This is a genomic window from Streptomyces sp. CLCI03 (assembly GCF_053615355.1).
Window position 1 is genome coordinate 195,027 of sequence record NZ_JBSIFU010000001.1, and the last position, 21,691, is coordinate 216,717.

Below are 21,691 nucleotides of genomic sequence, written 5' to 3' on the forward strand. Positions count from 1 at the left end.
CGCCCGCTGCCGATCCGCCGGCGGGACCGTACTTCCGACCAGGGCTGAAGGGGGGAGCCCATGTCGTCGAGACGGCTTCTCCGAGTAAACCGACGCGTCATGCGCGCCGTACGCGGCTGGCCGCGTGCCCTGCTCCTCACACTCGCCGTGACGCTCACGGTGACCGCGCCCGCCGGCGGGGCGGCGGCCGAGCCGCGTCCCGGCGTCCCATCCACGGCTCCCGGCCCGTCGCGAGCGGACGGTGAGGGGACGCTGTCGCAGGTCAAGGTGAAGCGGCGCGTGGACGTGCGCACTCTGCCCCGGCCGAAGCGCGTCCCCAAGCCGCAGGTGCAGCCCTACCTCGCCCCTCCGAAGGGGCCGGCGCCGGTGGGACCGATGAGGCAGCCGACTCTGCCGGCCACCACCGCGACCCTGACCTCGAAGACCGGCGCGTCCCCGAAGGCGGCGCCGTCCACGGCCGTCATCCAGCAGCTGAAGACCTTCCCCACGCTCGGCAACGTGGACGCCACCGGTCCGTCCGACACCCAGCTCGCGGTCGGCCCCACCCACATCGTCCAGTTCGTGAACCGCTCGGGCCAGGTCTACGACAAGGCCAGCAACGCCGTCGGCGCGCCCTTCGACCTGGGTGCCTTCTTCGGATTCGCGGCGGACACCGGCGGTGACCCGCGGGTGCACTACGACGCGGGCTCCGGTCGTTTCTTCGCCGCGTACGAGGGAATCCTGGCCGGCGGCGACGAAAACGACGTAGCGGTCAGCGACAGCTCCGACCCTCGCGGGCACTGGAGCGTCTACATCGCCGGGAGCAACACCTCCAACATCCGGCAGGACCAGCCGAAGCTCGGCTACACCAATGACAAGGTCACACTGAGCTGGAACAACTACAACCTCAGCGCACCCCCGCCGCTGCCGTACCTGGGCGAGGTGACTGTGGTCGCCAACAAGGCCGACCTGCTGGCCGGAGGCACAGTCAGCTTCACGACGTTCGGCCAGGACACCGGCAGGTTCCAGGTCGTCCCGGCCACCTCGCTGTCGGGGATCAACGACCAGCTCGCGATGGAGCACGACCCGCGTGACCCCACCAACTTGGTGGTGCACACGCTCACAGGGGTGCCTGGCGTCAGCACGGTCACCCGGACCGAGAACACCATCGCCATCGGAAGCGCGCCCGCACCACCGACGTGTGGCGGCGTGAGGGGATGCGCGGCTCAGCCGCCCGGGGGCGACGCAACCATCGCGACGAACGACGACCGCATGCTCTCGGTCGCGTGGCAGAACAACCACCTGTGGGGCGTCTTCACCGTCAGCTGCACCCCTCCCAGCGACACCGCGGTCCGCAACTGCCAGCGCTACGTCCAGATCGCGACCGGTGGTGGCCAGAGCCTGGCGACCAACCTCAATCTCGGCCTCGTGGGCGGAGACATCTACTACGGTTCGGTGGCCCTGAACGACGAGGACGACCTGTTCTCCGGATTCACCGCTTCCTCCCCCGGCAGGTTCCCCACCGGTGTGGCGATCGCAGTCCCGGGCGGCAACTTCCCCGCCAGGACATTCGGCGACTTCTACGCTGCGGGCACCCAGGCCTTCTCGTGCAACTGCGGCACCGACCTGCGCTGGGGCGACTACTCCGGCATCGCGCGCGACCCCAGCAATCCCAAGGACGTCTGGACGGTCCAACAGATCGGCGCCATCGCCAACACCGGGATCACCGGCGGTGACTGGGGCACCGCAATGGACCGCGTCACGCTGTCCCCGCCGACTGTCACGAGCGTCACCCCGAACCACGCGCCCGAACTGGCCCAGTGCGTGAACACCGTGACCGTGCGCGGCACGGAATTCCCGACGAGCGGCACCACCGTCAGCTTCGGCTCCGTGCCGGCGACGAACGTGAACGTCATCGGGCCGGAGGAACTGACCGCGCAGGTGCCCCCGCAGGCACGGGGCACGGTGGACGTCACCGTGACCAACGCCAACGGCACCAGTCCGGTCACCGCCGCCGACCAGTTCACCTACGACCCGGACACGACCGCACCGACCGTCTCCGCGAGCATCTCGCCCGCGCCGAACGGCGCCGGCTGGAACACGACCAGCCCCGCGACCGTCAACATCAGCGCCTCGGAAGGAGCCTGCGCCTCAGGGGTCCAGAAGATCACCTACAGCGCGAGCGGCGCCCAGCCGATCGCATCCACCGACGTCTCCGGAGCAAATGCCGCAGTCCCGATCACGGTGAACGGCCTGACCACCGTGACGTACACCGCCACCGACAACGCGGGCAACACCTCCCCACCGCAGACGATCACCGTGCGGATCGACACTGCAGGGCCGACGATCACCATCGTCCGTCCGGCGGCCGGCACCTACCTGTACCGTCAGCCGGTCACCGCGTCCTACTCGTGCACGGACGCCGTCTCCGGGGTGGCGAGCTGCGTGGGCACGGTCCCCAACGGCAGCCCGATCAACACCTCCACGCTCGGCCAGCGCACGTTCACGGTCAACGCCACGGACAACGCCACCAACCCATCCACCAAGACCGTCACCTACAACGTGGCGTACCGGATCTGCCTGCTCTACGACCCCAGCCGCCCCACCCGGCTGCTCGGCCAGGTCATCATCAGCCTGCGGATCTGCGACGCGAACGGCAACAACCTCTCCAGCCCGAACATCACGCTCACGGCCAGCCGCATCACCGGCCCGGTCACCAGGCCGGTCACAGGCCGGTTCAGCTACCTCCTCTCCTCCTACAGCCTCCCCGTCAGCACCCAGAACCTGCCCAACGGCAACTACAACCTCGAATTCACGATCAGCGGAGCCGACACCACCACCCACGTGGCCCCCTTCACCCTGCGCTGACACCCACAGCGCCCGTCGAGCGCACCGGCCCGGCCCCGATCTCGGAGCCGGGCCGGTGCGCGTCAGGGCAGCTTGCGCGCCACCCGTGACGACGGCTCCCCACCGACGCTGGCCAGCACCACGCCCTCGAAGACCTCGCCGCCGCCGAGATGATCATCCGCGGAGACATCATCGACCGCTTCCACGACAACGTGCTCTACAGCCTTCCGGGACTCCCCGCGTCGTCACTGCCTACTGACAACAACTCTGCGTTCCCACTGACATCAACCCTGCGCACGACACCAGCAAGATCAATCTCAGCGGCACTTTCTGTACGCCAACTACTCACACCCGGTGCTCACGGCCGAAGTCTCGCAGCCGTGAGCTACGAGCTGGGAACGAGGGAGTCCTGGATGGGGCCTGTGGTCTGCTGGGCAAGCTCCGGCGGATGGACGTACAGGCAAAGACGTACGAGACGATCCCGGCCGGGGATCACGGGCTACGGCTTCTTGCGGCGGTACCGGGTGAAGACGGAGACCAGCTCGGCCAATGCGCGCGCTTCAGCACGGTCCGGTCGTCTACGTGGGGCCGTGAGGGGTAAAGCGACTCAAGATTTTTCACCCGTGACGGAACGGCCCGTCGACCGGCGGCTCGCACCCCACGGGTGCCTCAATCCGCGTAAGTGTCATTTGAATGTTCGTCCTACGGGGGGGTCTCACATGTCCGTCTTACCTGGAGTCTTAAAGCACCCTACAAACCGTCAAGTCAGTGCGTGGCACCCCGATTTTCAGGTTCGCATGAGTCCGCATCACCATGCGATGATTCACGCATGACGCTGATGGAGAACGAGGCAACCCAGCCAGAGGGGGAGGCCCAGATAGGCCCGGACGAGGCCGACGAGAGCCCCGCGCACATGACCCAGGAGCGCACGATCGAGCTTCTCCTTGAACGCTCGAAGCGCGCGAACCGGACAGTGCCGATCAGGAGGGCTTTCGCCCAGACAGGCAAGGCGCCCAACACCGAACCTGGCGCCCTGCGTTCCCTCGTCGCCAACAAGCAGGAACGAGCTCTCGACCTCTACCTGCTGGTGGCCGCCGTCACGAGCGCTGGCGACTATTCGGTGACCGACTGGTCCTCGACCTGGGCCAGGACAGTCGGCGTCTTCGACGAGAAGACCGGAGCATCTGCGGTCTCCCGGGCCTGGAAGGCACTCAAGGACCTCAACCTCATTTCGACGGCCCGAGGCACGGGCCGACGGACCACCGTGACCAAGCTCCTTGAGGACGGCCTGGAATCGAAGCCTCCGTATGAGCCGCCGGTCATGGGGGAGCCGTACTTCCAGCTTCCGTTCGAGTACTGGGACCGAGGTCTTCACACGACCCTGTCTCTCCCGGGCAAGGCCATGTACCTGATCGCCCTTGCGCAGAGGAAGCCGAAGTTCAGGCTGACCCACGCCAAGATCAGCGAGTGGTACGGCTTTGCCGAGCAGACGGTCGCGAACGGCATCAAGGACCTGATTGAGCATGGGGTCCTGGCGCAGGTCGGTGTGGAGTCCTACGAGACTCTCGCCGTCCGCTCGGGGGTGGCCTTCCGGCCCGTCTACGGCCTCAAGGAGCCGTTCAACCACCGAGGGCTTCCTACGCCCACCACCGAGGATTCCTCCGCGCAGTAAGGCGTGGTGGACTGAAGACCGCACCGCCCTCGCAGGTTGGCGCCAAGAAGGGCGGTGCGGTCCCGTTAGCCGGTCTGACCGGCAGATTAGGAGGGCTTCTTGCCCAGCTTCTTCCCCACCATAGGTGCTGATGCCCAGTTCCATCCTCTCTCCCCCCGCCGCAGGTGGGGTAGGGGGGGCCTGGTCATCGTGGTGCTGCTGGTCCTGTGGACCATCAACCCCGAGTACGTCGAGAACATTGCGACGTGGGTCGGCGCGACCGCGCCGCTGTTCCTTCCCGCGCAGGCCGACCGGGGACGTGCTGAACCTCCCCGCGGTGGCCAGCTGCGTATCGCGTGAGGCAAGCCGCCAGAACGCCACGGCGTTCTGGCGGCACCCCGCAGCGTGCCCGAGCTCCTGCTGCCGCCGACGATCCCGCGCTGTACTCGCTCCGGCACCTGGTCGACGCCCTCGCCACAGCGGCGCCCCAGGGCGGTCGCCCGGGGACGCCGTACACCCCCGACTGTCGTCGCAGGTCGGGGGTGTTCCTGGATCTTCCACTGGCTGTAGCGCGCCCCGGCCGACGACCGAAACACCAGGCCGACAGCCATCAGACCCGTTAGACCCAACACTCCCAACCCAGAGGACCGCATGGCCCAGGTCGAGATCACCTCGTTCGGCTACCTGCACGGAACCGCGCCCGAGGCGCGGGTGACGATCGACCTGCGCCACCACTTCCGCGACCCGCACGTCCGCCCGGAACTGCGCTACCTGACCGCACACGACGAAGTGGTGCGCGACGCGGTGCTGGCCACCGACGGCATCGAGGAGGTCCTCCAGGCGGTCGCCGCCATGATCACGGCGTTCCTCGCCGGGCCCCGGCAGGACGAGGCCGTCACCGTCGCGTTCGGGTGCGCGGGCGGCCGGCACCGTGCCGCTGCGGCGGCCGCCGTCCTCGCCCAGCGCTGTACCGACCGGGGGTTGGACGTGTTCCTGGTCCATCGGGACCTGGACAAGGAGGTCGTCGAGCGCTGAACACGAGCATGCCCACTGTGCCCCGTCCGCGATTCGCGGACGGGGCCTTTTGCGGTAGACGGCCTGGACCCCGCCGTGGGGGCTCCAGGCCGGTCACTGCTTGAGCAGCAGGTGCAGGACGGTCACCACGCCGATGCGACCAGAAGGGCGATGCCGACGGACGGGTGCAGGAACGCGATGTAGGTCGCGAATCCGCCGACGCCCAGAAGCATCGCCGTGCGCAGGTCGAGCCCGTTGCCGTTGTTCACCGGACACCCGCCTTCGGTGCGGAGGTCCGGCCGTAGAGCGGCTCGATCTCCCCCTTGGCGACCATGAGCTTGGCGCGGGCCCGCAGCCGGCGCATGTGCCCTTCCACGGCCCGAGAGCTGATCCCCAATTCGTCGCCGATCTCCTTGTGGGTCATCTTGGCCTCCCAGATGCACCCGCAGATCGCACGGACCTCCGGCCCGGCGGCATTCCCGCCCCTGGCGACCCATCTGGCGTAGGCGAACATGAGGCGAACGTACTTCTATAACTTCTCTGTTCGGAGTCCGCCCGGCTGGGCGGGGGCGCGGCCAGCGCAGCGCACTCGGCGGCGGCGCGTTCGTGCGCGTCTGCCAGGAGCTCGGCGCTGTGGGCGAGTTCTGCCGCCCGGCGGGCCGGCAGGACGGCCCGACCTCAGCGGCGTCGCTCGCCTCTCACCCGATCCGCATCCACAGCTCCTGTGTCACAGCCGCGCGCCGCAGGGGTCGCGGTGGGCGGCCGCGTGGCCCGGGAGCCGCGGGTACCGCCCGGGGTGCCACCAGTACCCCGCAGGGGTGATTTCTGCCCTCGCGTATGCGCAGGCGGTTTGTGCGGTGCGTTCACGCTCAGTCACCGTATGCCACTCGCGTGTCACCAAGGCCGTGATTCGGCGTGGCGTTTTGCCCCGAATCATCACCGTCGGTAGTTTTCCGTGTCACGCTGCGTGATCAGTTTTCGGCTCCATCTCGCACCGCGACGTGATCCCGAGGACCACCATGACCAAACGCGCCCTGCTCGTAGGCATCGACCTCTACCCGGATCCGCGAAACAACCTCAACTCCTGCGTCGCCGACACGCTCGCGATCAGGAGCATGCTCGAAGGGTTGTACGGCTTCGACCCCACGGACATCCAGCTCGTACACAACCAGAACGCGACGCTGGCCAACATCCTCGAACAGCTCGACTGGCTTCTCACCGGAGTGACTCCCGGAGACCAGATCGTCTTCTTCCAGTCCTCCCACGGATACAGCTATCCCGAGGGCAACACCATGGTCGAGGTGCTCTGCGCCTACGACGCCTTCTTCAAAGACAGCGACCTGGCACGCCGCACCCTTGCACTGCCGCCGAACGTGCTGACGGTAATCCTGGACTCCTGCCACTCCGGCGGCATGAGCAAGCGATTCGTCACCACGCAGAAGAACGGGTCGGCGGTCACCACCCAGTGCCACGTCGCTAAGGGCAAGTTCTGGACGCCTGACCCGGAACGAGCCGCCCGCGACGCCCAACTGCTCGCACAGGTGACCCAGTTCAAGTTCTTCGGCCGATCGGCCACCGCCGACGCCGGAGCCATCGCCAAGAACCTCATGATCAACCCGGTCGGCGTCCCGCCGGCCAAATCGTTCAAGGAAGCCGCGGCCGAACTCAACGGAGTGTTGTTCTCGGCCTGCCTGGCGAACGAGACGGCAGCCGCGGGAAGCCCGCCCACCGATCAGCTGTCCGCCTTCACCTACGCCCTCATCAACGACATCCGTCCGGACCTACCGGTGGCTGAACTCAACAGGCTGGTGAGCCAACGCCTCGACCGGCTCAACATGACCCAGCACCCCATCGCCATGGCACCTTTCATGCAGCCACACCTGCTCACCCAGCCCCTCATCTCCATGGGCGACGGGACCAAGGCCTTCAAAGCCGATGAGCAGATCCCGAACATCGGCGACTCAGTCGAGGCATGGCTGAACGAGAACCTGAGCGAGCGCTAGGAGGCCTCCTTGCCGAGGTCGTCGAACCCAGCCACTCAGGCCAGTTCCCAGACCGCCAGGAAGAAGCAGGCACCGCCTGCTGCCGCACCGAATCCCCCAAAACCCAGGCAGAAAGCCCCGAAGAAGAGCAGCGGTGCCAGTGGCGCCGCGAAGAACGCCGACGACCATCGGCAAGATCACTCAGGAGGAGAGATGACCGCGACATCACTCGACCCCAGGGCCGAGCGGTTCAAGGAGCAGCTTGAGGCGGCCTTCGCCGGGCAGGCCTCCGGCAAGAGCTTCGACGTGCCCGACGTGGGCAACGGCTACGGCGACGTGGCGACGATCACCTGGTCGCTGCTGGAGAATTACGTCGCCGCCGCCGAGGCCAACTCCAAGGGCTACAAGGTGGCCACCAAGGACTTCGTCGACAACAAGGTCGAGAACGTGCCGGACGAGAAGATCTGGCCCCTCGTATGGCAGGCGGTCGAAACCCTCGGGCCGCTGATCATCGACATCGCCACCAAGGACTTCAGGCCGCAGAAGAAGGACCTGATCTCGGCGATTGACAGCGTGCCCGCACACCGGCGCAAGGACAAGGACTGGGTCGACTACGCCACCACGCTCGCGCTGATCCTCGCCCAGGGAACCGTCCAGGTGCTGTCCGAAAAGAAGGACTTCGCCACGTCCGGGCAGTATCCGACGATGCCCAAGCCGCCGAACGGCGCCGATCCGGCCTACTTCCGGGACGCCCTGACCTTCGCCACCGCGAGCACCAAGTTCCTGGATTTCACGTTCAACTTCTGACGACCGTGGGCGGCGCGGGCCGCGACGACGGCAGAACCCAGCCGGCGCCCGCTTCGCGGGCGCCGGGATGCCCAGCTGTTCCGCGAGGTAGTCCACGACCTCCGCCGGTACGTCGGCCGCGTCGTCCAGGAACACGGGGTGCCGGTAAGAACCCTGTCACCAGCCGCAAACGGCGGTGATCTTGCGAGGGCATCCCTCGTGCGGGTGAGCCCGAGGCTGTACGGCTGCGGTGTGTGAGCCCACGCGAGGACGATCTACGAACGTGGCCCGTACCCAGTTGGACGCGCGGGCGTCGGGCAGCCGTGACGCTGGGGGGGCTACTTCTCTTGCGCCGGCGTTGTCTGTGCAGGGTCAGCAGACTTGTCCACGTGCGCCGGCGCATCCGCTGTCTCCACTGTTGGGCAGCAGGCATAGTTGGGCATGGTGTAATCGCCTGCCCTATTGATGCGGCTGCAGTTAGAGCACCGGATCGGCCTCGGGGTGTTCAGGACAAGCTTGTTACCCAGCATGGTTTGGATGATCAGCCCTTTGGAGTGGCCGGCATCGATCAAGGCAGTGAGCACAAAGTCGTACACCGTCAGTACGCGTTCGCACTCACAGACGATACGTTCGAGGTGGAAATCCCTTACCTCGCGCGCGAGGACACCCTCCTGGAGATCGAGAAGCCGTTCCATCTTGGCGATATCTTCGGCGTCAGATCTGGTGAACTGATTTGGGTGGGTGGAGATCACCAACACCACCCGCGACGGCATCAACCTGCGCGGCTGGACCCTGCGCGACAGCGACGGCAACCGCTACCGCTTCGACAACGTCCGCATCGGCGCCCGTGCCACGATCCGGATCCACACCGGCAACGGCCGCGACACCCGCACCGACCTCTTCCAGGACCGCCGCAACTACGTCTGGGACAACAACTCCGACACCGCCACCCTGCGCGACGACCGCGGCCGCACCGTCGACACCGAGACCTGGGGCCGCCGCCGCTAGAACCGCGACCGCGGGCCCCGCACCATGTCGGGGTCCTGCGTGACATGACCGCACGGGCCGTCGCCTCACCGGGCGACGGCCCGCACTGCTGAGCTGCGCGGTCCCGGGAAAGGCGCTGCTCAGTCGCTCTTGGTGCCGGCGAGGGCGTCGGCGAGTTCGTCGTGGCTCATCCCGGAGCGGCCGCGGATCCCGGCCTTCGTCGCCTTCTCGTACAGCTCGGCCTTCGTCAGCGACTCCAGCGACCGGGCACGGGAGGTTCCCGAAGAGCCGGTGGTGCGCTTCTTTGCGCCGCGGGAACCCTTCCCCGCGTTCTTCGTGCGGGCGGTGGAGGTGCTGGCCTTCTCGCCGGTGTCCTTGGGGCTGCGGGCCCGCTCGACGGACGCGCGCAGAGCCTCCATGAGGTCGACGGCGCCGGTGGCCTTCGGTGCGGGCTCGGCCTTTCTCGACCGTCTCGCCGGCCTGCTTCGCGGTGATCAGTGCGGCGACCTTCTCCTGGTACACGTCGCGGTAGTCCTCCGGCCGCCAGTCGATGGCGAGGGCGTCGATCAGCTGGTGGGCCATCTTCAGCGCCCGCGCTCGCCTTCCCGGCCTCGGGCAGGTCGGGGATCTCCTTCCGGGGGTCGCGGATCTCGTCCGACCAGTGCAGCGTGTGCACCGCGAGGAGCCCCTTCTCCGCTTTCAGCGCCACCAGGTACTCGCGACCGCGCATCACGAACGTCGCGATCCCGGCCCGGTTGGACTCCTCCAGCGCCTGCTCCAGCAGGCCGTAGACCTTCGCGTACTCCTTGCCCTTCGGCCCCAGGTAGTAGGTCTTGTCGAAGAAGATCGGATCCACGGTGTCCAGGTCCACGAACCCGCTGATCTCGATCGCCCTCGACCGGCCCGGCGCGATCTCGTCGAGCTCCTTCGGCTCGACGAGCACGTACTCCTCGCCGGTGTCGAAGCCCTTGACGATCTCCTCCAGCTCCACCTCCTTGCCGGTGCGCTCGTTCACCCGCCGGTTGCGGATCCGGTCCGAGGTGCCGCGCTGCAGCTGGTGGAAGTGGATCGTGTGGCTGTCGGTCGCGGTGTAGAGCGAGACCGGGAGCGTGGTGTTGACTGAACCAATTGACGAATAACCGCAGGTCAGACGGCATTTCTGCTAGCTTCCGCTCATGCTTGAGACGGGTGATCCCTCTCGGGATCTGATCAACTTCGTTCTGCCACAGACCGGTGCCCTGGTCGAGGTGGCCGACCCAGCCCAGCCGTACGTCCTGCTGGACGCCGCCGGGGACAGGGTGGAGCCGGTCTCGGCGTTCTTCGCGCGCGTCGTAATCGGCCCGGACCTGGAACTGGGGTGCCATACCCCGACCCTGCCACCCGCCGCCCCGCCCCCGCGAACGGGTTTCCCGCCCGGCGGGGCCGGGGCGGGGGCGGGCGCGCTACGAGGTCGCCTCCTCCGGCGTCGCCTGCTGGGGAACCCGTACGGTGACCAGGTCGCCGACGCCGGCCACCTCGTTGAGCGCCTGTGCGAGCGACAGCAGCACCTGCCGCACCGACTCGATCTCCGCCCGCAGTTCCGCCGCCCGGTCCCACTGCCGTTCGTGTGCGACGGGGTCGACCTGCTCCCCGCGCTTCGCCTCGTACGCGGTCAGCAGCGGATGCCAGCGGCCGAGCAGCGGGCGGATGGAGAGGTTCAGGACGTTGACCGCCAGCGCCCCGAAGGTGACCTTCCCCGGTGCGACGCGCGGCGCGACCGCGGGCCCGTACCGCCGCAGGATCTCCCGCGTGGTCGCGAACACCGTGTAGAGCGAGGACAGCGCCTCCCGGAGCAGCCCCTCGTCCTCGCCGAGCTCGACGACCGAGATGCGGGTGGCGAGTTCGACGTACAGCTCCCAGGCGGCCTGCCGCTCGGCGTCGGCGGGCTCCCACGTGCCGCTGATCTCCCCGACGAAGGGGATCCCGAGCTTGACGTTGATCTCCTGCGCCTTGAACCGGCCGCCGCCGCGCCTTCGTCCTAACCTCTGCCGCAAGCCCATCCCGCGAACCTCCCCCGGCCGTCAACCATGCCTGCCACCCTATGAGTTACCCAAGATTGCACAAGGGGAGCCAGGCAAACGGGGGGTCAGCCATGCCCGAACGCACTTACAGACGCGACGCCTTCATCTCGTACAGCCACCAGCAGGACGTCCCGCTCGCCCAGGCCCTCCAGCGGGGTCTGCAGAGGCTCGGCCGGCCCTGGACCCGGCGCCCGACGGTGAGCGTGTTCCGCGACACGACCAGCCTCGCGGCGAGCAGCGATCTCGGCGGCGCGATCCTCAAGGAACTCGGCCGGTCCGAGTACTTCATCTACGTCGCCTCTCCGGCTGCCGCACGCTCGCGCTGGGTCGGCGAGGAGATCGCGTTCTGGATCCGGAACCGCCCGATGGACCGCTTCCTCATCGCGGTCAGCGACGGCACGATCGCCTGGGACCGCCGCGCCAACGACTTCGACTGGAGCCGGACGACCTGCCTCCCCGACTCCATGCGGCGCGCGTTCGCGCGGGAGCCGCTCTGGGTGGACCTCACGAGGGTCCGCCTCGCCGCCCGGTACTCCTTACGCGACGCACCCTTCCGCGACGCCGTCGCCACGCTCCTCGCCCCGCTGCGCGGCGTGACCAAGGACGCGGTCGAGAGCGAGGACCTCCGCCAGCGCCGCACCGCGGTCCGGATGCTCAGGGGGGCCGTCGCCGCCCTGTCCCTGCTGCTGGCCACCTCCCTGGCCGCTGGGGGCCTGGCCTGGCAGCAGCGCAACGAGGCCGTCGCACGCGCCCGCATCTCCGCCTCCCAGGCCCTCGCCGCCCGAGCCCTGGAGGAGGCCTCCGTCAACCCGGCCAAGGCCGCCTCGTTCGCCCTGTACGCCGACCAGGCCGGACACACGGGCGAGTCCGACCGGGCCCTGGCCCAGGCGGTCGTGGCGAACGAGTACACGGCCCGGCACGTCCAGGGCGGGGCGGAGGGGGTGGAGAGTTACCGGGGCGCCGCCCACGGGCCCATGACGCGGGTGGCGCTGAGCCGGGACGGGGGCATGCTCGCCTACTACTCGGACTACAACGCGGAGGCCAGCAAGGTCGATTACCCGCCCGCCTCGCAGCGCTTCATCCACCTCTACGACCTGCGCGCCGGCAAGCCGCTGCCCTCCCTCCCCACCAGGGGCTGGCCGGACCACGGCGAGGCGGCGCTCCGGCTCAGCTCGGACGGCGGCACGCTGGTCGTGGAGAACTACAGCAACCAGCTTGAGGTGTGGGACGTGCGACAGGCCCGCCTGACCCGAAAGCTGGTAGCGAGGAACGGAAACCTGTTCACCGCCAACGAGGGTGTCGGTATCGCACTGTCCGGGGACGGGCGCTGGCTGGCTGCCACCTACGCTTCCTCTCGCGAAGGGGAAGGAGCACTCCTCAACGTCTGGGACCTGGCGAGCGGGACACCCGTGGTGAGCGGGGAGGCCCTCGGCACCGCGTACGGGGGCGGTATCTCCTTCGACGGCTCGGACCGACTGTCCCTCCTCACCCCGGCAACCGGTCAGATCCGTACCCTCACCCCACAGTCCCGCTCCTGGAGCGCCCCACGCTCCGTGCCCGGCCTCTCCTCCCAGGGCTACGTCACAGAACTCTCGGCGTCCAATGACCGCGCCCTGACCAGGGGGTCGGACACGGGCCAGCAGGAACTGTGGGACCTGGCCCAGGGCCGGCGCCTCGCCACCGGTGCTCTTCCCAGCGACTGGAACACCCTGCTCCTCCCCGACAACGCCGAGCTGATCGTGAGTGCCGACGGGCCGACCGTGTCGCTCTACGACTCCCACCTGCGCAAGCAGCGCGTCCTGGGTTCCTTCAGTCGCGACGTTGCCAACGTCTCCGCGTCCGGGGACGGCGCGTGGGTGGCGGCTGCGTCGGTCGACGGCTCCGTCAGTCTCTTCGCCCGCACGGGGCACGGGCAGCGCGCGGTACCGAACGGGGACCGGCTCACGCCCGACGACCTCACGGCTTCCGGCCGGCTCGCCACCCGTAAGACCGGGAACGGCGCCATCGAGATCTGGGCAACGGACGATCCGTCGACGGGACCCCGGAAACTGGGGCGGTTACCGCTCGCCGACATGGAAGGCGAGTACGCCCTCGCGGCCAACGGCGACGGCTCCCGTGTGGTGCTGACGCACGGGGGCGAGCTCTCCGTGTGGGACCCCCGAACGGGGAGCCGCATCTCCGCGAAGCGGTTCGAAGGCGACGACAAGGTGTCCGCGCTCTCCCTGTCCTTCCTCGGCGACGACTTCCACGTCGTCGCCCCAGCGGAGAAGGAGGTGCTGGTGATCGACATCCGGTCCTGGGCGATCACTCAGCGCATCCCTGGTGACACCGCTGCGGTCAGCGCGGACCGTACGACGGTGGCCGCGCGCATTCGCGGCGAGCTCTACCAGCCCAGCAAGATCACCGTATGGCGCTGGTCGGGTGGGGGCCGGGTAGGACAGATCGGCAAGGGCGAGGGCGACGAAAGGAGCCATTCCCTCACGATCAGCAACGACGGCTCGAAGGTGGCGACCATGGACGGCGACCGGCGCCTCTGGATCATCGACGTCGCCACGAGCCGAACCGTCACCACTGCCGGGACAGAACGCGATCTGATCGACCACCTCGTCTTCAGCGCTGACTCCCGGCACGTGGTCCAGGTCTCCGGTAAGGGCGCGCAGAGCGCGCTCCAGATCTGGGACGCCTCGACGGCCGACCCGATGGCCCTCTGGCCGCTCGGCCTGGCGGACCCGGCCGACCCCAAAGCCAACAACACCCCGCACATCGTCCCGAGCACCGGCGGCGGTGTCCTCGTCTACGCCCCCGACGGCACCCTCGTCCACCGCGCAATCGAGAGCGCCCCCTGGCGTGAAGCCCTATGCGCCCTGACTCCGGGCTCGTTGCCGGCGAAGGAGTACGACCGCTACCTCAAGGACATCGGCGTCAGCGCCCCCTGCCGCGGCTGAGCCGGGGGCGGCCGGCCCGTCGGGAAATCGTTCGACAGCGGTTGCGGTGATCGGCGAGGACATGATCGAAGTCTGTTGCCCCGCCCCCACCCCGGGCGGACCGCCTTCCCCAGCCTTCACCCGAAGGGGTGGATTCTTGCGATCATCGAGACACAACGCCATCGCTCCCAGTAAGCACTGCCGCACGCTCGACCAGCGCGCCACGTCCCACGGTCCTCATTGGGCCAGATTCTCCCGGTCTGGGGCGCCCTGGTTCCTAACGCTCCATCCCTCTTCCACAGCCGGGAATGGGGCTGTCGAGATGCCACGCCAGCCGGGATGACGGCTGGAGCGGCGTGCGCCGAAGCTCGCTAGTTCAGAGAAGAGACGAGCCCGAAGGAGAGGACCCCGCTCCAGATGGATCTGGCCATCGAAGATCACCACCTTGACCTGCGGTGTCGTCCTGCTGGGGGGCCTCTTTCCAGTACAGGTCCAGATCGCCCGTCCCGCCCGATGGCGCCCGTGGCCGCGCGGCGGGCGAATACCGCTCCTTCTTGCACAGGTGACCAGAATCGGGCATTACCGATCATGTTGACGAAACTGCAGGCCGCCCGTGTCTATCGTCTGTACCGCTCATTCATGAAGAACTCTCGGGGGAACGCGTGGCGGGCCCCGGGGCCCCGGGCTCGGCAGTCAGCCGTCCCGTGTCCCGAGAGGGGAATCATGGAGAAGCGCTCGTGGTCCTGGTCGGTTGACTGGCGGGGTGTGCGTCGTCGCATCCGCCTGTGGATCGCGCCGACGGTGACCGCGGTGTACTGGGTCGGACGCATGCTCCGGGAATGGATCCTTCCCCGGATGTGACGACGTCCCCGGCTACTGAAGCAAGCCGGGGACGTTCGACCAGTACGACAGAAGGTGCCCTCGCCGCTCCAACGGCGGGGGCACCGCCGTATCCGCCGTACGTGATATCACCATGCCACGCCTCACACACTCGGCGGGCCGAGTGTGTGAATTCCGGGGGCTGGCACCCATGTACGGCGGGCTCGTATGGATCCGGCCGGAGAGATCGTTCAGCCTCCGGCCGGGTAGCTGAACAGGTGGTTGTCGTCGAGCACGAGCCCGACGTACTCGTTAACGAGGAGCGGTACGGCCTCCGGGTTGGTGGGCATGTCCGCGCCGGTCCTCGCGTCGAGGACGACGGGGCCGCCTGCTCCACGGCCGTAGATCCGTCCGTGCCACACCGCGGTGACGGTCGGGGGAGTGCGTCCTTGATCGCCGTCCTGGAGCGACCACAGCAACGTGCCGGTGGCCGCGTCCACGGCCACGACCGCGAACCCCTTCGTACACACCAGCGTCGCGGCGCGGTCGTAGGTGCAGTCGACCGCGCGCATCCCCGACGGCATGAAGGCGCGGGCCTTCCCGCTGGTCACGTCCAGCAGCTGGTCGCCCTTGTCGCCGACCTGCGGGCCCGAGACCCGGACCGTGCCGGGCCCGGCACCGTTCATGATCGCGGCGTAGGTCTTCCCCCCGCGCCACTTCTCGGTGCCGGTGACGAGATCGACCCCGATCGGCGCGGAGGTGAGCGGCTCGATGTGGCTCAAGCCCACCGCCGTGCCCGCACCGACCTGAACGGCCTCCAGCCCGGGCTGTGTCCAGCGCACCGCGTGGGACGCGGTGTCGATGCCGTACGACACCGCGTCGTCGCCGCCGGTCACGGTGACGACGGCCGTACCGTTCGCCGCACCGACGGCCGTGGCCTGCACCCTGCGGGAGTTGTGTGCCCACTCGGGCAGCTTGACGGTCGTCCGCCAGGCGGCCTTGTAGGGCGGCGCCGTACTCACCGCGACGAGCTCGACCATCGCGCCCGCGGTGTGGGTGCCGGAGGCGGGCGTCGTCAGCAGGAAGGGCACCAGGACCTCGCTGCCGGCCAGGACCGGCGGCAGGACGAACCCGTCGCTGTCCTCGTGCAGAATCTTGCCGCCGGCCGCCTCCTCGCCCACGATGCGGCCGTCGGCAAGGTCGACGACCTGGACGCCCGTGGGGGAGACGACGAAGGCCCGGGCCTCGTGCAGGAGGACCGGCAGGTCCTCGCCGCCACCGCGCACCTGCCCGGCCAGGTTGGTCCGCCCCTTCGTGGCCGCCTCCGGCAGCAGCACCTGTCCGCGCGCGTCGAACCACTGCGGAGGGTCGTGCGGCACCAGGGCACGCTTCGCCGGCGCCGAAGGCGTTGCGGTGGCCGGGGACGTGCTGCTGTTCGGCTTCGCGTCGTCGGCGGCCGGACCGCATCCGGCGAGCAGACCGACGGCCAGGGACAGAGCGAACGCTAACGGCCGCACAGGAGCACGCACAGGAACCTCACTCGGGGTCGGGTAGACGGGGAAAGATCACGTCGGAGAATACGCGCCGCCCGACCCCCGGTTGAGGCCTCGCATCAGCACCATCGTCTCCGTGTGCACGGTCTGCCGACAGGTGCACGCCGACCGCCCCACTTCCGTACACGGATCACCTTCCGGAGGCCAGCGCCGCCTCGACTTGGCTCTGCGTCGCGCTCTATGCTCCCGACACGGCAAGACGCGCACGCCTCCCGCCGACACCGGCGCCCACGCCGCCCGGTGATCGAACGGCCAAGGTCCTTCGGGGGTCCAGCCAAGGTGAGCCCGAAAGGGGCAGTGGGATGATCTTGGCGAATCAGCGGTGCGGTTCGACGAAAGCGTCTTCGGCCGGGTCGTGCCCGTCTTCCTGGCCGTCCGCATCGGTCCAGGCTCCGAAGGGCCCAGGCAGGCCAGGCTCGTCGGCGCCGAGCAGGAGGGCCCCGCCCTTGAGCCGGTGCTCGCCGGGGATCACCGGCTGCCCGCTTCGAGCTGGGCCGGAATACGGCTGGCCCTCAGCTCCTGCAGGTCCGGGATGTGGTTGTAGAGCGTGCCGGGGCTCACCCCGAGGAGCTTGGCGATCGAGGTGATCGAGTGGTCGGGGTTGGGCAGCATGTCGCGGGCGGCCCGGATGATGTCCGCATTGACGACGCTGGGCCGGCCGCCGACCTTCCCCCGGGCACGGGCGGCGGCCAGGCCCTCGCGGGTGCCGGAGACGATCAGCTCGCGGATGAACTCCGCTAGCGCGGCGAAGACGTGGAACACCAGCCGGCCGCCGGGGGTGGTGGTGTCGAGCCGCTCGTGCAGCGAGGTGAAGCCGATCTCCCGCTTGCGCAGCTCGCCGACCATCGTGATCAGGTCCTGCAAGGAACGGCCGTAGCGGTCGAGGGCGGGTACCACCAGGGTGTCGCCGGTGGCGAGGAAGGCGTGGCACGCCTTCAGCTCGGGCCGTAGGTCGTTCTTCCCTGACTTCTTGTCGGCGAAGATCCGGCGGCAGCCGACCGCGGTGAGGACGTCGAGCTGGCGGTCGAGCTTCTGTCCGCCGGTGGACACCCGTGCGTATCCGATGCGGATCTCGGTCCGGACGGCGGGCTCGTCGCCCAGGAGTTCGAACTGGGCGTCTTCAAGTGGCGTGCTCACGCCCGGAATCCTGTCAGAGAACGGTGCCCGAAGGTTGTTGAACCACCTAGGTTTTTGAAGGAGTTTTTGAAGGCGCTGGGGTCCTTCCTTGGGCCCGCCCGGCGATCTTCAAAAAACGTTGGTTTTCTGAAGCGGGGAGAGTGAAGCCAGCCGCTATCGCGATCTTCATTGCTGCTGTGGGGTGGCCCGCCGCTGGCCTGGTCATCCGCCGGTGAACCTCACCGTGGGGGCGCGACCAGGCCGATCTCGTAGGCGAGGATGACGAGGTGGACCCGGCCGCGTGCGTCGAGTTTGGTGAAGAGCCGTGCGAGGTGGGCCTTGGCGGTGGCCACGCTGATGGTGAGCTCTTCGGCGATCTCGGTGTTGGACAGGCCGCGGCCGACGAGGGTCAGGACCTCGCGTTCCCGGTCGGTGATGCCGTCGACCACCGCCCGGCGGGTAGTAGCGGCGGGTTCGGGCCGTGCCGCGAACTCCTCGATGAGACGGCGGGTGACGCTCGGAGCTATGAGGGCATCTCCGGCGGCAACGCCCCTGATCCCGTCGAGGATGGTCTTCAGCGGCATGTCCTTGACGAGGAAGCCGCTCGCTCCGGCGCGAAGCGCGCCATAGACGTACTCGTCGTCGTCGAAGGTGGTGAGGACGAGGACGCGGGTCTTCGACTCCGGATCCGCGTTGATCCGGCGGGTGGCCTCGATGCCGTCCATGCCAGGCATGCGGATGTCCATGATGGCGACGTCCGGCCGTAGCCGTTGGACCAGTTCCACCGCCTCGGCACCGTCACCGGCCTCCCCTGCTACCTCCAGGTCGGGGATATCGGCGATGAGGACGCGCAGGCCGGAACGGATCAGGGGCTGGTCGTCGACCAGAACGACACGGATCATCGACCTGCCTCCACAGGCACCGGAAGCCGAGCTGCCACGCGGAAGCCGCCTTCCGGACACGGCCCGGCGCTGAACTCGCCGTGCAGCAGACTGACCCGTTCGCGCATTCCAGCGATGCCGTATCCGGATTCTGCGACGGTGCCGCCCGAGCCGAGGTCGACGATATCGACGGCCAGTTCGTCGGGGCGGTAGTCGACCATGACGCTGCAGTCCCGGGTGCCGGAATGCCGCACGACGTTGGTGACCGCCTCCTGGACGATGCGGAAGGCCGCCAGGTCGACGTCGGAGGGCAGGTCGCGACGTTCCCCCCGCCACCGGACGTCGACCCGGACCCCGGCGGCCGCGGTCTTCCCGACCAGCTGACCGATGGCGGCCAGACCAGGAAGCGGATCCAGCGGCGCGGACTCCTGGTCACTCCGGCGCAGCGCGCCGAGCATCCGCCGCAGGCCGGCGAGGGTCTCTCTGCTGGTGGCCTCGATGGCGTCCAGCGCTTTGCGGGTCTCGGCGGGCTGGGTGTCCATGACCAGGCTGCCCACGCCGGCCTGGATGGCGATGATGCCGATGTTGTGGGCGACCATGTCGTGCAGTTCCCTGGCGATCCGCAGCCGCTCGGCCGTGACCGCCTGCTGCGTGGCCTGGGCGCGTACCGTGTCCGCGTGCGCCCGGTTCTGATGGATCGTGTTGCCGATCAGCCAGGCGATGACGACGGTCGACGCGAGGGCGGCCGGCACCGAGACGTTGAAGAAGTACCCGCGTCCCAGCCGCCAGACCGTGTACGCGGCCAGCACGCCGACCGGGAGCACGGCCGCGAAGACCGAGACCCGCCGTGAGCGGGTCGCCGCGGTGTAGCCCACGGCCGCGTCGGCCAGAAGGAAGAGCACGACCGGCGTCGCCCGCACCGGCATCCCGAGCGAGAACACGGCGCCCGCGAGCGCGATGGCCACGGCCGCCAGCGGCGCGCGGAACAGCAGTAGCGCGCCCAGGGTCGTGACGACGGCGGTGACCAGCAGCGGTGCGTCCTCGATGTTGCCGTTGTACCGGAGCAGACGCTGCAGTTCGTCCGGCCGCTGGAACGTGCGTACCAGGATGAGGGTCGACCAGAAGGCCGCCACCCACACACCCGGCGGCACGCGTTTGAGCAGGGGTGGATGAGGAGTGGCGATCATCAGTCGATCCTATCGACGCGCTCCCATCGGGGCATTGGCCCACGGGCGTAATCCCCCGGGCTACCAGCAGGGCTCACAAGTGTGAACCACCAGCCGATGCCGGCTCCTTGCCCTCCCCGGCAGCTTGGACCCATGATCGAATCCACCCGGCTGACCAAGCAGTACGGCGATACCGTCGCCGTCGACAACCTGACCTTCACTGTGGAACCGGGCAAGGTCACCGGCTTCCTCGGCCCGAACGGCGCCGGCAAGTCCACCACACTGCGGATGATCCTGGGCCTGAACGCCCCCACCAGCGGGTCCGTCACCGTGGACGGGGTTCCCTTCTCGCACCGCCCGCGCGGCCTGCGTCACGTCGGCGCTCTGTTGGACGCCCAGGATGTCCACGGCGGACGTACCGCACAGGCACACCTGTCCGCCCTGGCCCGTAGCAACCGCATCCCGCCGGCCCGCGTGGACGAGGTCCTCCAGGAGGTCGGGCTGGCCAAGGCGGCGCGGCGCAGGATCGGAGGGTTCTCCCTCGGGATGAAACAGCGTCTCGGCATCGCGGGCGCCCTGCTCGGCGATCCCCCGGTGCTCCTGTTCGACGAGCCCCTGAACGGTCTGGACCCCGAGGGCGTGCTGTGGGTGCGTGGCCTCTTTCGCCGTCTGGCGGCCGAGGGCCGCACCGTGTTCGTCTCCAGTCACATGATGGCCGAGATGGAGCACACCGCCGACCGGCTCATCGTCATTGGCCAGGGCCGGCTGATCGCCGACGAAAGCCTGGAGGACTTCTCGGCCCGCAACGCCTCCCTGGGCGTGACCGTGCACACGCCCGACCTGGCGGCCCTGGAGGCCGTGCTGATCGCCGAGGGTGCGTCGGTGCGCCGCGAGAGCGACCAAGCGGGCCGGGTCACCGGCCTGACCGCAGCCCGGATCGGCGACCTCGCCCACCGGCACCGCATCGTGCTGCACGAACTCGCCACCCACACTTCGTCCCTGGAGTCGGCGTTCATGTCCCTCACCGCCGACAGCGTCGAATACCTCGCAGGAGAAGCCCGATGAGCATCATGACGTTCTCCCGTACCCGGCCGTCCGAGCGCGCCGCCGAACCGGTGGCCGGGTTCCTCGATCTGCTAGCCGCTGAGTGGATCAAGGTGCGGTCCCTCCGGTCGACCTACTGGGTGCTTGCCCTCAGCGCCGTCGTCGCCATCGCGATCAACGTCAACGCTGTCCACTCCGACCTGACGTACATCGACCAGCCGCATCCCCCACTACCCGGCCTCCCGCCCTACAAGTACGACCCGCTGTTCCACGGCCTGGGCCGCATCGCCGCCAGCGTCATGGCACTGGCCGCGGCCAGCTTCGGCGCCATTACGGTCTTCGGCGAGTACGCCACCGGAATGATCCGCACCACGCTCGCCGCCGTCCCCGACCGGGGCGCGGTGATCACGGCCAAGGTGGTCCTCGTCACGGCGATCACGCTCGTCCTTGGTGTGATCGTCTCCGTGACGTCGTTCTTCACCACCAACGCGATGCTCGCCTCCCGCCACGTCGGACTCTCGATCCAGGACCCCGGCTGCCTGCGGGCCGTCGCGGCATACGCGCTGGTCATCCCGGTCTGCGCGCTCATCGGCATGGCGCTCGGCGCCGTCCTGAGACATGCCACGGCCTCGATCGTCGCCGTCGTGGGGATGCTCTTCATCCTGCCTATGCTCTTCGGCGGCGAGAGGTACCGGCTCTTGAAGGAGATCGGCAACCACCTGCCGCTGGCCGCGCAAGCCCGGCTGTCGCTGAACCCCGACGGCCACACCAGCCTGGGCGAATATCCGGCCACGATCACGGGCTCCTGGATCGCGCTCGCGGCCTGGGCGCTCGTCTCGGTGGCCGTTGCTGTGATGGTCGTGCGGCGACGGGATGTCTGAG

At 68.7% G+C, this 21,691-nt stretch carries 20 protein-coding genes and 1 pseudogene; 10 read left to right on the plus strand and 11 right to left on the minus strand.

Annotation, left to right across the window (positions count from 1 at the left end):
- The first annotated feature begins 99 nt into the window (after nucleotides 1-99).
- Nucleotides 100-2,847 carry an OmpL47-type beta-barrel domain-containing protein gene (locus tag ACWG52_RS39340; RefSeq protein ID WP_453129154.1) on the plus strand — a complete coding sequence of 916 codons (2,748 nt, stop codon included), beginning with the start codon at nucleotides 100-102 and terminating at the stop codon, nucleotides 2,845-2,847.
- A gap of 62 nt (nucleotides 2,848-2,909) precedes the next feature.
- On the opposite strand, the gene ACWG52_RS39345 is transcribed toward ACWG52_RS39340, so the two are convergent.
- A complete protein-coding gene (locus tag ACWG52_RS39345; protein ID WP_390141685.1) occupies nucleotides 2,910-3,032 on the minus strand; it encodes a hypothetical protein in 123 nt (40 codons plus the stop codon).
- A gap of 623 nt (nucleotides 3,033-3,655) precedes the next feature.
- On the opposite strand from ACWG52_RS39345, the gene ACWG52_RS39350 reads away from it, so the two are divergent.
- The 3 genes from ACWG52_RS39350 (at nucleotide 3,656) to ACWG52_RS39360 (ending at nucleotide 5,512) form a co-directional block, all read left to right on the plus strand.
- Nucleotides 3,656-4,498: a hypothetical protein gene (locus tag ACWG52_RS39350; protein ID WP_390141683.1), complete on the plus strand. Its 843-nt coding sequence runs from the start codon at nucleotides 3,656-3,658 to the stop codon at nucleotides 4,496-4,498.
- 189 nt (nucleotides 4,499-4,687) lie between these two features.
- Complete coding sequence (locus ACWG52_RS39355; protein ID WP_390141583.1) at nucleotides 4,688-4,837, plus strand: hypothetical protein; 150 nt, start codon at nucleotides 4,688-4,690, stop codon at nucleotides 4,835-4,837.
- 291 nt (nucleotides 4,838-5,128) lie between these two features.
- A complete protein-coding gene (locus ACWG52_RS39360) occupies nucleotides 5,129-5,512 on the plus strand; it encodes a RapZ C-terminal domain-containing protein (protein ID WP_390141581.1) in 384 nt (127 codons plus the stop codon).
- A 122-nt stretch (nucleotides 5,513-5,634) separates the two neighbouring features.
- On the opposite strand, the gene ACWG52_RS39365 is transcribed toward ACWG52_RS39360, so the two are convergent.
- Both ACWG52_RS39365 and ACWG52_RS39370 read right to left on the minus strand, forming a co-directional pair.
- A complete protein-coding gene (locus ACWG52_RS39365; protein ID WP_390141579.1) occupies nucleotides 5,635-5,760 on the minus strand; it encodes a hypothetical protein in 126 nt (41 codons plus the stop codon).
- Complete coding sequence (locus tag ACWG52_RS39370; RefSeq protein WP_390141577.1) at nucleotides 5,757-6,005, minus strand: LexA family transcriptional regulator; 249 nt, start codon at nucleotides 6,003-6,005, stop codon at nucleotides 5,757-5,759. The genes ACWG52_RS39365 and ACWG52_RS39370 overlap by 4 nt, the downstream gene beginning before the upstream one ends.
- 505 nt (nucleotides 6,006-6,510) lie before the next feature.
- On the opposite strand from ACWG52_RS39370, the gene ACWG52_RS39375 reads away from it, so the two are divergent.
- Nucleotides 6,511-7,494, plus strand: a complete 984-nt coding sequence (locus tag ACWG52_RS39375) for a caspase family protein (protein ID WP_390141575.1) — start codon at nucleotides 6,511-6,513, stop codon at nucleotides 7,492-7,494.
- Nucleotides 7,495-7,686: 192 nt separating this feature from the next.
- Complete coding sequence (locus tag ACWG52_RS39380) at nucleotides 7,687-8,280, plus strand: hypothetical protein (RefSeq protein WP_390141572.1); 594 nt, start codon at nucleotides 7,687-7,689, stop codon at nucleotides 8,278-8,280.
- Between the two features lie 317 nt (nucleotides 8,281-8,597).
- Here ACWG52_RS39380 and ACWG52_RS39385 read toward each other — a convergent pair whose 3' ends face one another.
- Nucleotides 8,598-9,011 carry a hypothetical protein gene (locus ACWG52_RS39385; RefSeq protein WP_453129157.1) on the minus strand — a complete coding sequence of 138 codons (414 nt, stop codon included), beginning with the start codon at nucleotides 9,009-9,011 and terminating at the stop codon, nucleotides 8,598-8,600.
- Here ACWG52_RS39385 and ACWG52_RS39390 point away from each other — a divergent pair.
- Nucleotides 9,001-9,267 carry a lamin tail domain-containing protein gene (locus ACWG52_RS39390; RefSeq protein ID WP_453129158.1) on the plus strand — a complete coding sequence of 89 codons (267 nt, stop codon included), beginning with the start codon at nucleotides 9,001-9,003 and terminating at the stop codon, nucleotides 9,265-9,267. The two genes, ACWG52_RS39385 and ACWG52_RS39390, sit on opposite strands and share 11 nt — an antisense overlap.
- A gap of 119 nt (nucleotides 9,268-9,386) precedes the next feature.
- Here ACWG52_RS39390 and ACWG52_RS39395 read toward each other — a convergent pair whose 3' ends face one another.
- From ACWG52_RS39395 to ACWG52_RS39405, 3 genes and pseudogenes are all read right to left on the minus strand, one after another.
- Nucleotides 9,387-9,665, minus strand: a complete 279-nt coding sequence (locus tag ACWG52_RS39395) for a hypothetical protein (protein ID WP_390141566.1) — start codon at nucleotides 9,663-9,665, stop codon at nucleotides 9,387-9,389.
- Between the two features lie 260 nt (nucleotides 9,666-9,925).
- Nucleotides 9,926-10,396, minus strand: a pseudogene (gene ku, locus ACWG52_RS39400) (non-homologous end joining protein Ku); the annotation flags it as partial.
- A 292-nt stretch (nucleotides 10,397-10,688) separates the two neighbouring features.
- The gene (locus ACWG52_RS39405; RefSeq protein ID WP_453129160.1) at nucleotides 10,689-11,285 is read right to left on the minus strand and encodes a hypothetical protein; all 597 of its coding nucleotides are present in this window, start codon (nucleotides 11,283-11,285) and stop codon (nucleotides 10,689-10,691) included.
- A gap of 92 nt (nucleotides 11,286-11,377) precedes the next feature.
- On the opposite strand from ACWG52_RS39405, the gene ACWG52_RS39410 reads away from it, so the two are divergent.
- Complete coding sequence (locus ACWG52_RS39410) at nucleotides 11,378-14,251, plus strand: toll/interleukin-1 receptor domain-containing protein (protein WP_453129161.1); 2,874 nt, start codon at nucleotides 11,378-11,380, stop codon at nucleotides 14,249-14,251.
- A gap of 1,049 nt (nucleotides 14,252-15,300) precedes the next feature.
- Here ACWG52_RS39410 and ACWG52_RS39415 read toward each other — a convergent pair.
- From ACWG52_RS39415 to ACWG52_RS39430, 4 genes are all read right to left on the minus strand, one after another.
- Nucleotides 15,301-16,428, minus strand: a complete 1,128-nt coding sequence (locus tag ACWG52_RS39415) for a hypothetical protein (protein WP_390141561.1) — start codon at nucleotides 16,426-16,428, stop codon at nucleotides 15,301-15,303.
- Between the two features lie 642 nt (nucleotides 16,429-17,070).
- A complete protein-coding gene (locus ACWG52_RS39420) occupies nucleotides 17,071-17,739 on the minus strand; it encodes a recombinase family protein (protein WP_390141558.1) in 669 nt (222 codons plus the stop codon).
- Between the two features lie 218 nt (nucleotides 17,740-17,957).
- Nucleotides 17,958-18,620, minus strand: coding sequence for a response regulator (locus tag ACWG52_RS39425; protein ID WP_453129163.1), 663 nt, complete (start codon nucleotides 18,618-18,620; stop codon nucleotides 17,958-17,960).
- Nucleotides 18,617-19,786, minus strand: a complete 1,170-nt coding sequence (locus ACWG52_RS39430; RefSeq protein ID WP_390141552.1) for a sensor histidine kinase — start codon at nucleotides 19,784-19,786, stop codon at nucleotides 18,617-18,619. The genes ACWG52_RS39425 and ACWG52_RS39430 overlap by 4 nt, the downstream gene beginning before the upstream one ends.
- A gap of 132 nt (nucleotides 19,787-19,918) precedes the next feature.
- Between ACWG52_RS39430 and ACWG52_RS39435 the strand changes: the two genes are divergently transcribed.
- Nucleotides 19,919-20,830, plus strand: coding sequence for an ABC transporter ATP-binding protein (locus tag ACWG52_RS39435; RefSeq protein WP_453129165.1), 912 nt, complete (start codon nucleotides 19,919-19,921; stop codon nucleotides 20,828-20,830).
- Nucleotides 20,827-21,690, plus strand: coding sequence for an ABC transporter permease (locus tag ACWG52_RS39440; RefSeq protein WP_390141546.1), 864 nt, complete (start codon nucleotides 20,827-20,829; stop codon nucleotides 21,688-21,690). The genes ACWG52_RS39435 and ACWG52_RS39440 overlap by 4 nt, the downstream gene beginning before the upstream one ends.
- Nucleotide 21,691 lies beyond the last annotated feature (1 nt).

Bases quoted from the DNA above. Each gene is read 5' to 3' on its own strand.
- ACWG52_RS39340 (WP_453129154.1), top strand. From the start codon at position 100: ATGCGCGCCGTACGCGGCTGGCCGCGTGCCCTGCTCCTCACACTCGCC.
- ACWG52_RS39435 (WP_453129165.1), top strand. From the start codon at position 19,919: ATGATCGAATCCACCCGGCTGACCAAGCAGTACGGCGATACCGTCGCC.
- ACWG52_RS39405 (WP_453129160.1), bottom strand. From the start codon at position 11,285: ATGGGCTTGCGGCAGAGGTTAGGACGAAGGCGCGGCGGCGGCCGGTTC.
- ACWG52_RS39440 (WP_390141546.1), top strand. From the start codon at position 20,827: ATGAGCATCATGACGTTCTCCCGTACCCGGCCGTCCGAGCGCGCCGCC.
- ACWG52_RS39375 (WP_390141575.1), top strand. From the start codon at position 6,511: ATGACCAAACGCGCCCTGCTCGTAGGCATCGACCTCTACCCGGATCCG.
- ACWG52_RS39380 (WP_390141572.1), top strand. From the start codon at position 7,687: ATGACCGCGACATCACTCGACCCCAGGGCCGAGCGGTTCAAGGAGCAG.
- ACWG52_RS39395 (WP_390141566.1), bottom strand. From the start codon at position 9,665: ATGGAGGCTCTGCGCGCGTCCGTCGAGCGGGCCCGCAGCCCCAAGGAC.
- ACWG52_RS39350 (WP_390141683.1), top strand. From the start codon at position 3,656: ATGACGCTGATGGAGAACGAGGCAACCCAGCCAGAGGGGGAGGCCCAG.
- ACWG52_RS39425 (WP_453129163.1), bottom strand. From the start codon at position 18,620: ATGATCCGTGTCGTTCTGGTCGACGACCAGCCCCTGATCCGTTCCGGC.
- ACWG52_RS39370 (WP_390141577.1), bottom strand. From the start codon at position 6,005: ATGTTCGCCTACGCCAGATGGGTCGCCAGGGGCGGGAATGCCGCCGGG.
- ACWG52_RS39410 (WP_453129161.1), top strand. From the start codon at position 11,378: ATGCCCGAACGCACTTACAGACGCGACGCCTTCATCTCGTACAGCCAC.
- ACWG52_RS39430 (WP_390141552.1), bottom strand. From the start codon at position 19,786: ATGATCGCCACTCCTCATCCACCCCTGCTCAAACGCGTGCCGCCGGGT.
- ACWG52_RS39360 (WP_390141581.1), top strand. From the start codon at position 5,129: ATGGCCCAGGTCGAGATCACCTCGTTCGGCTACCTGCACGGAACCGCG.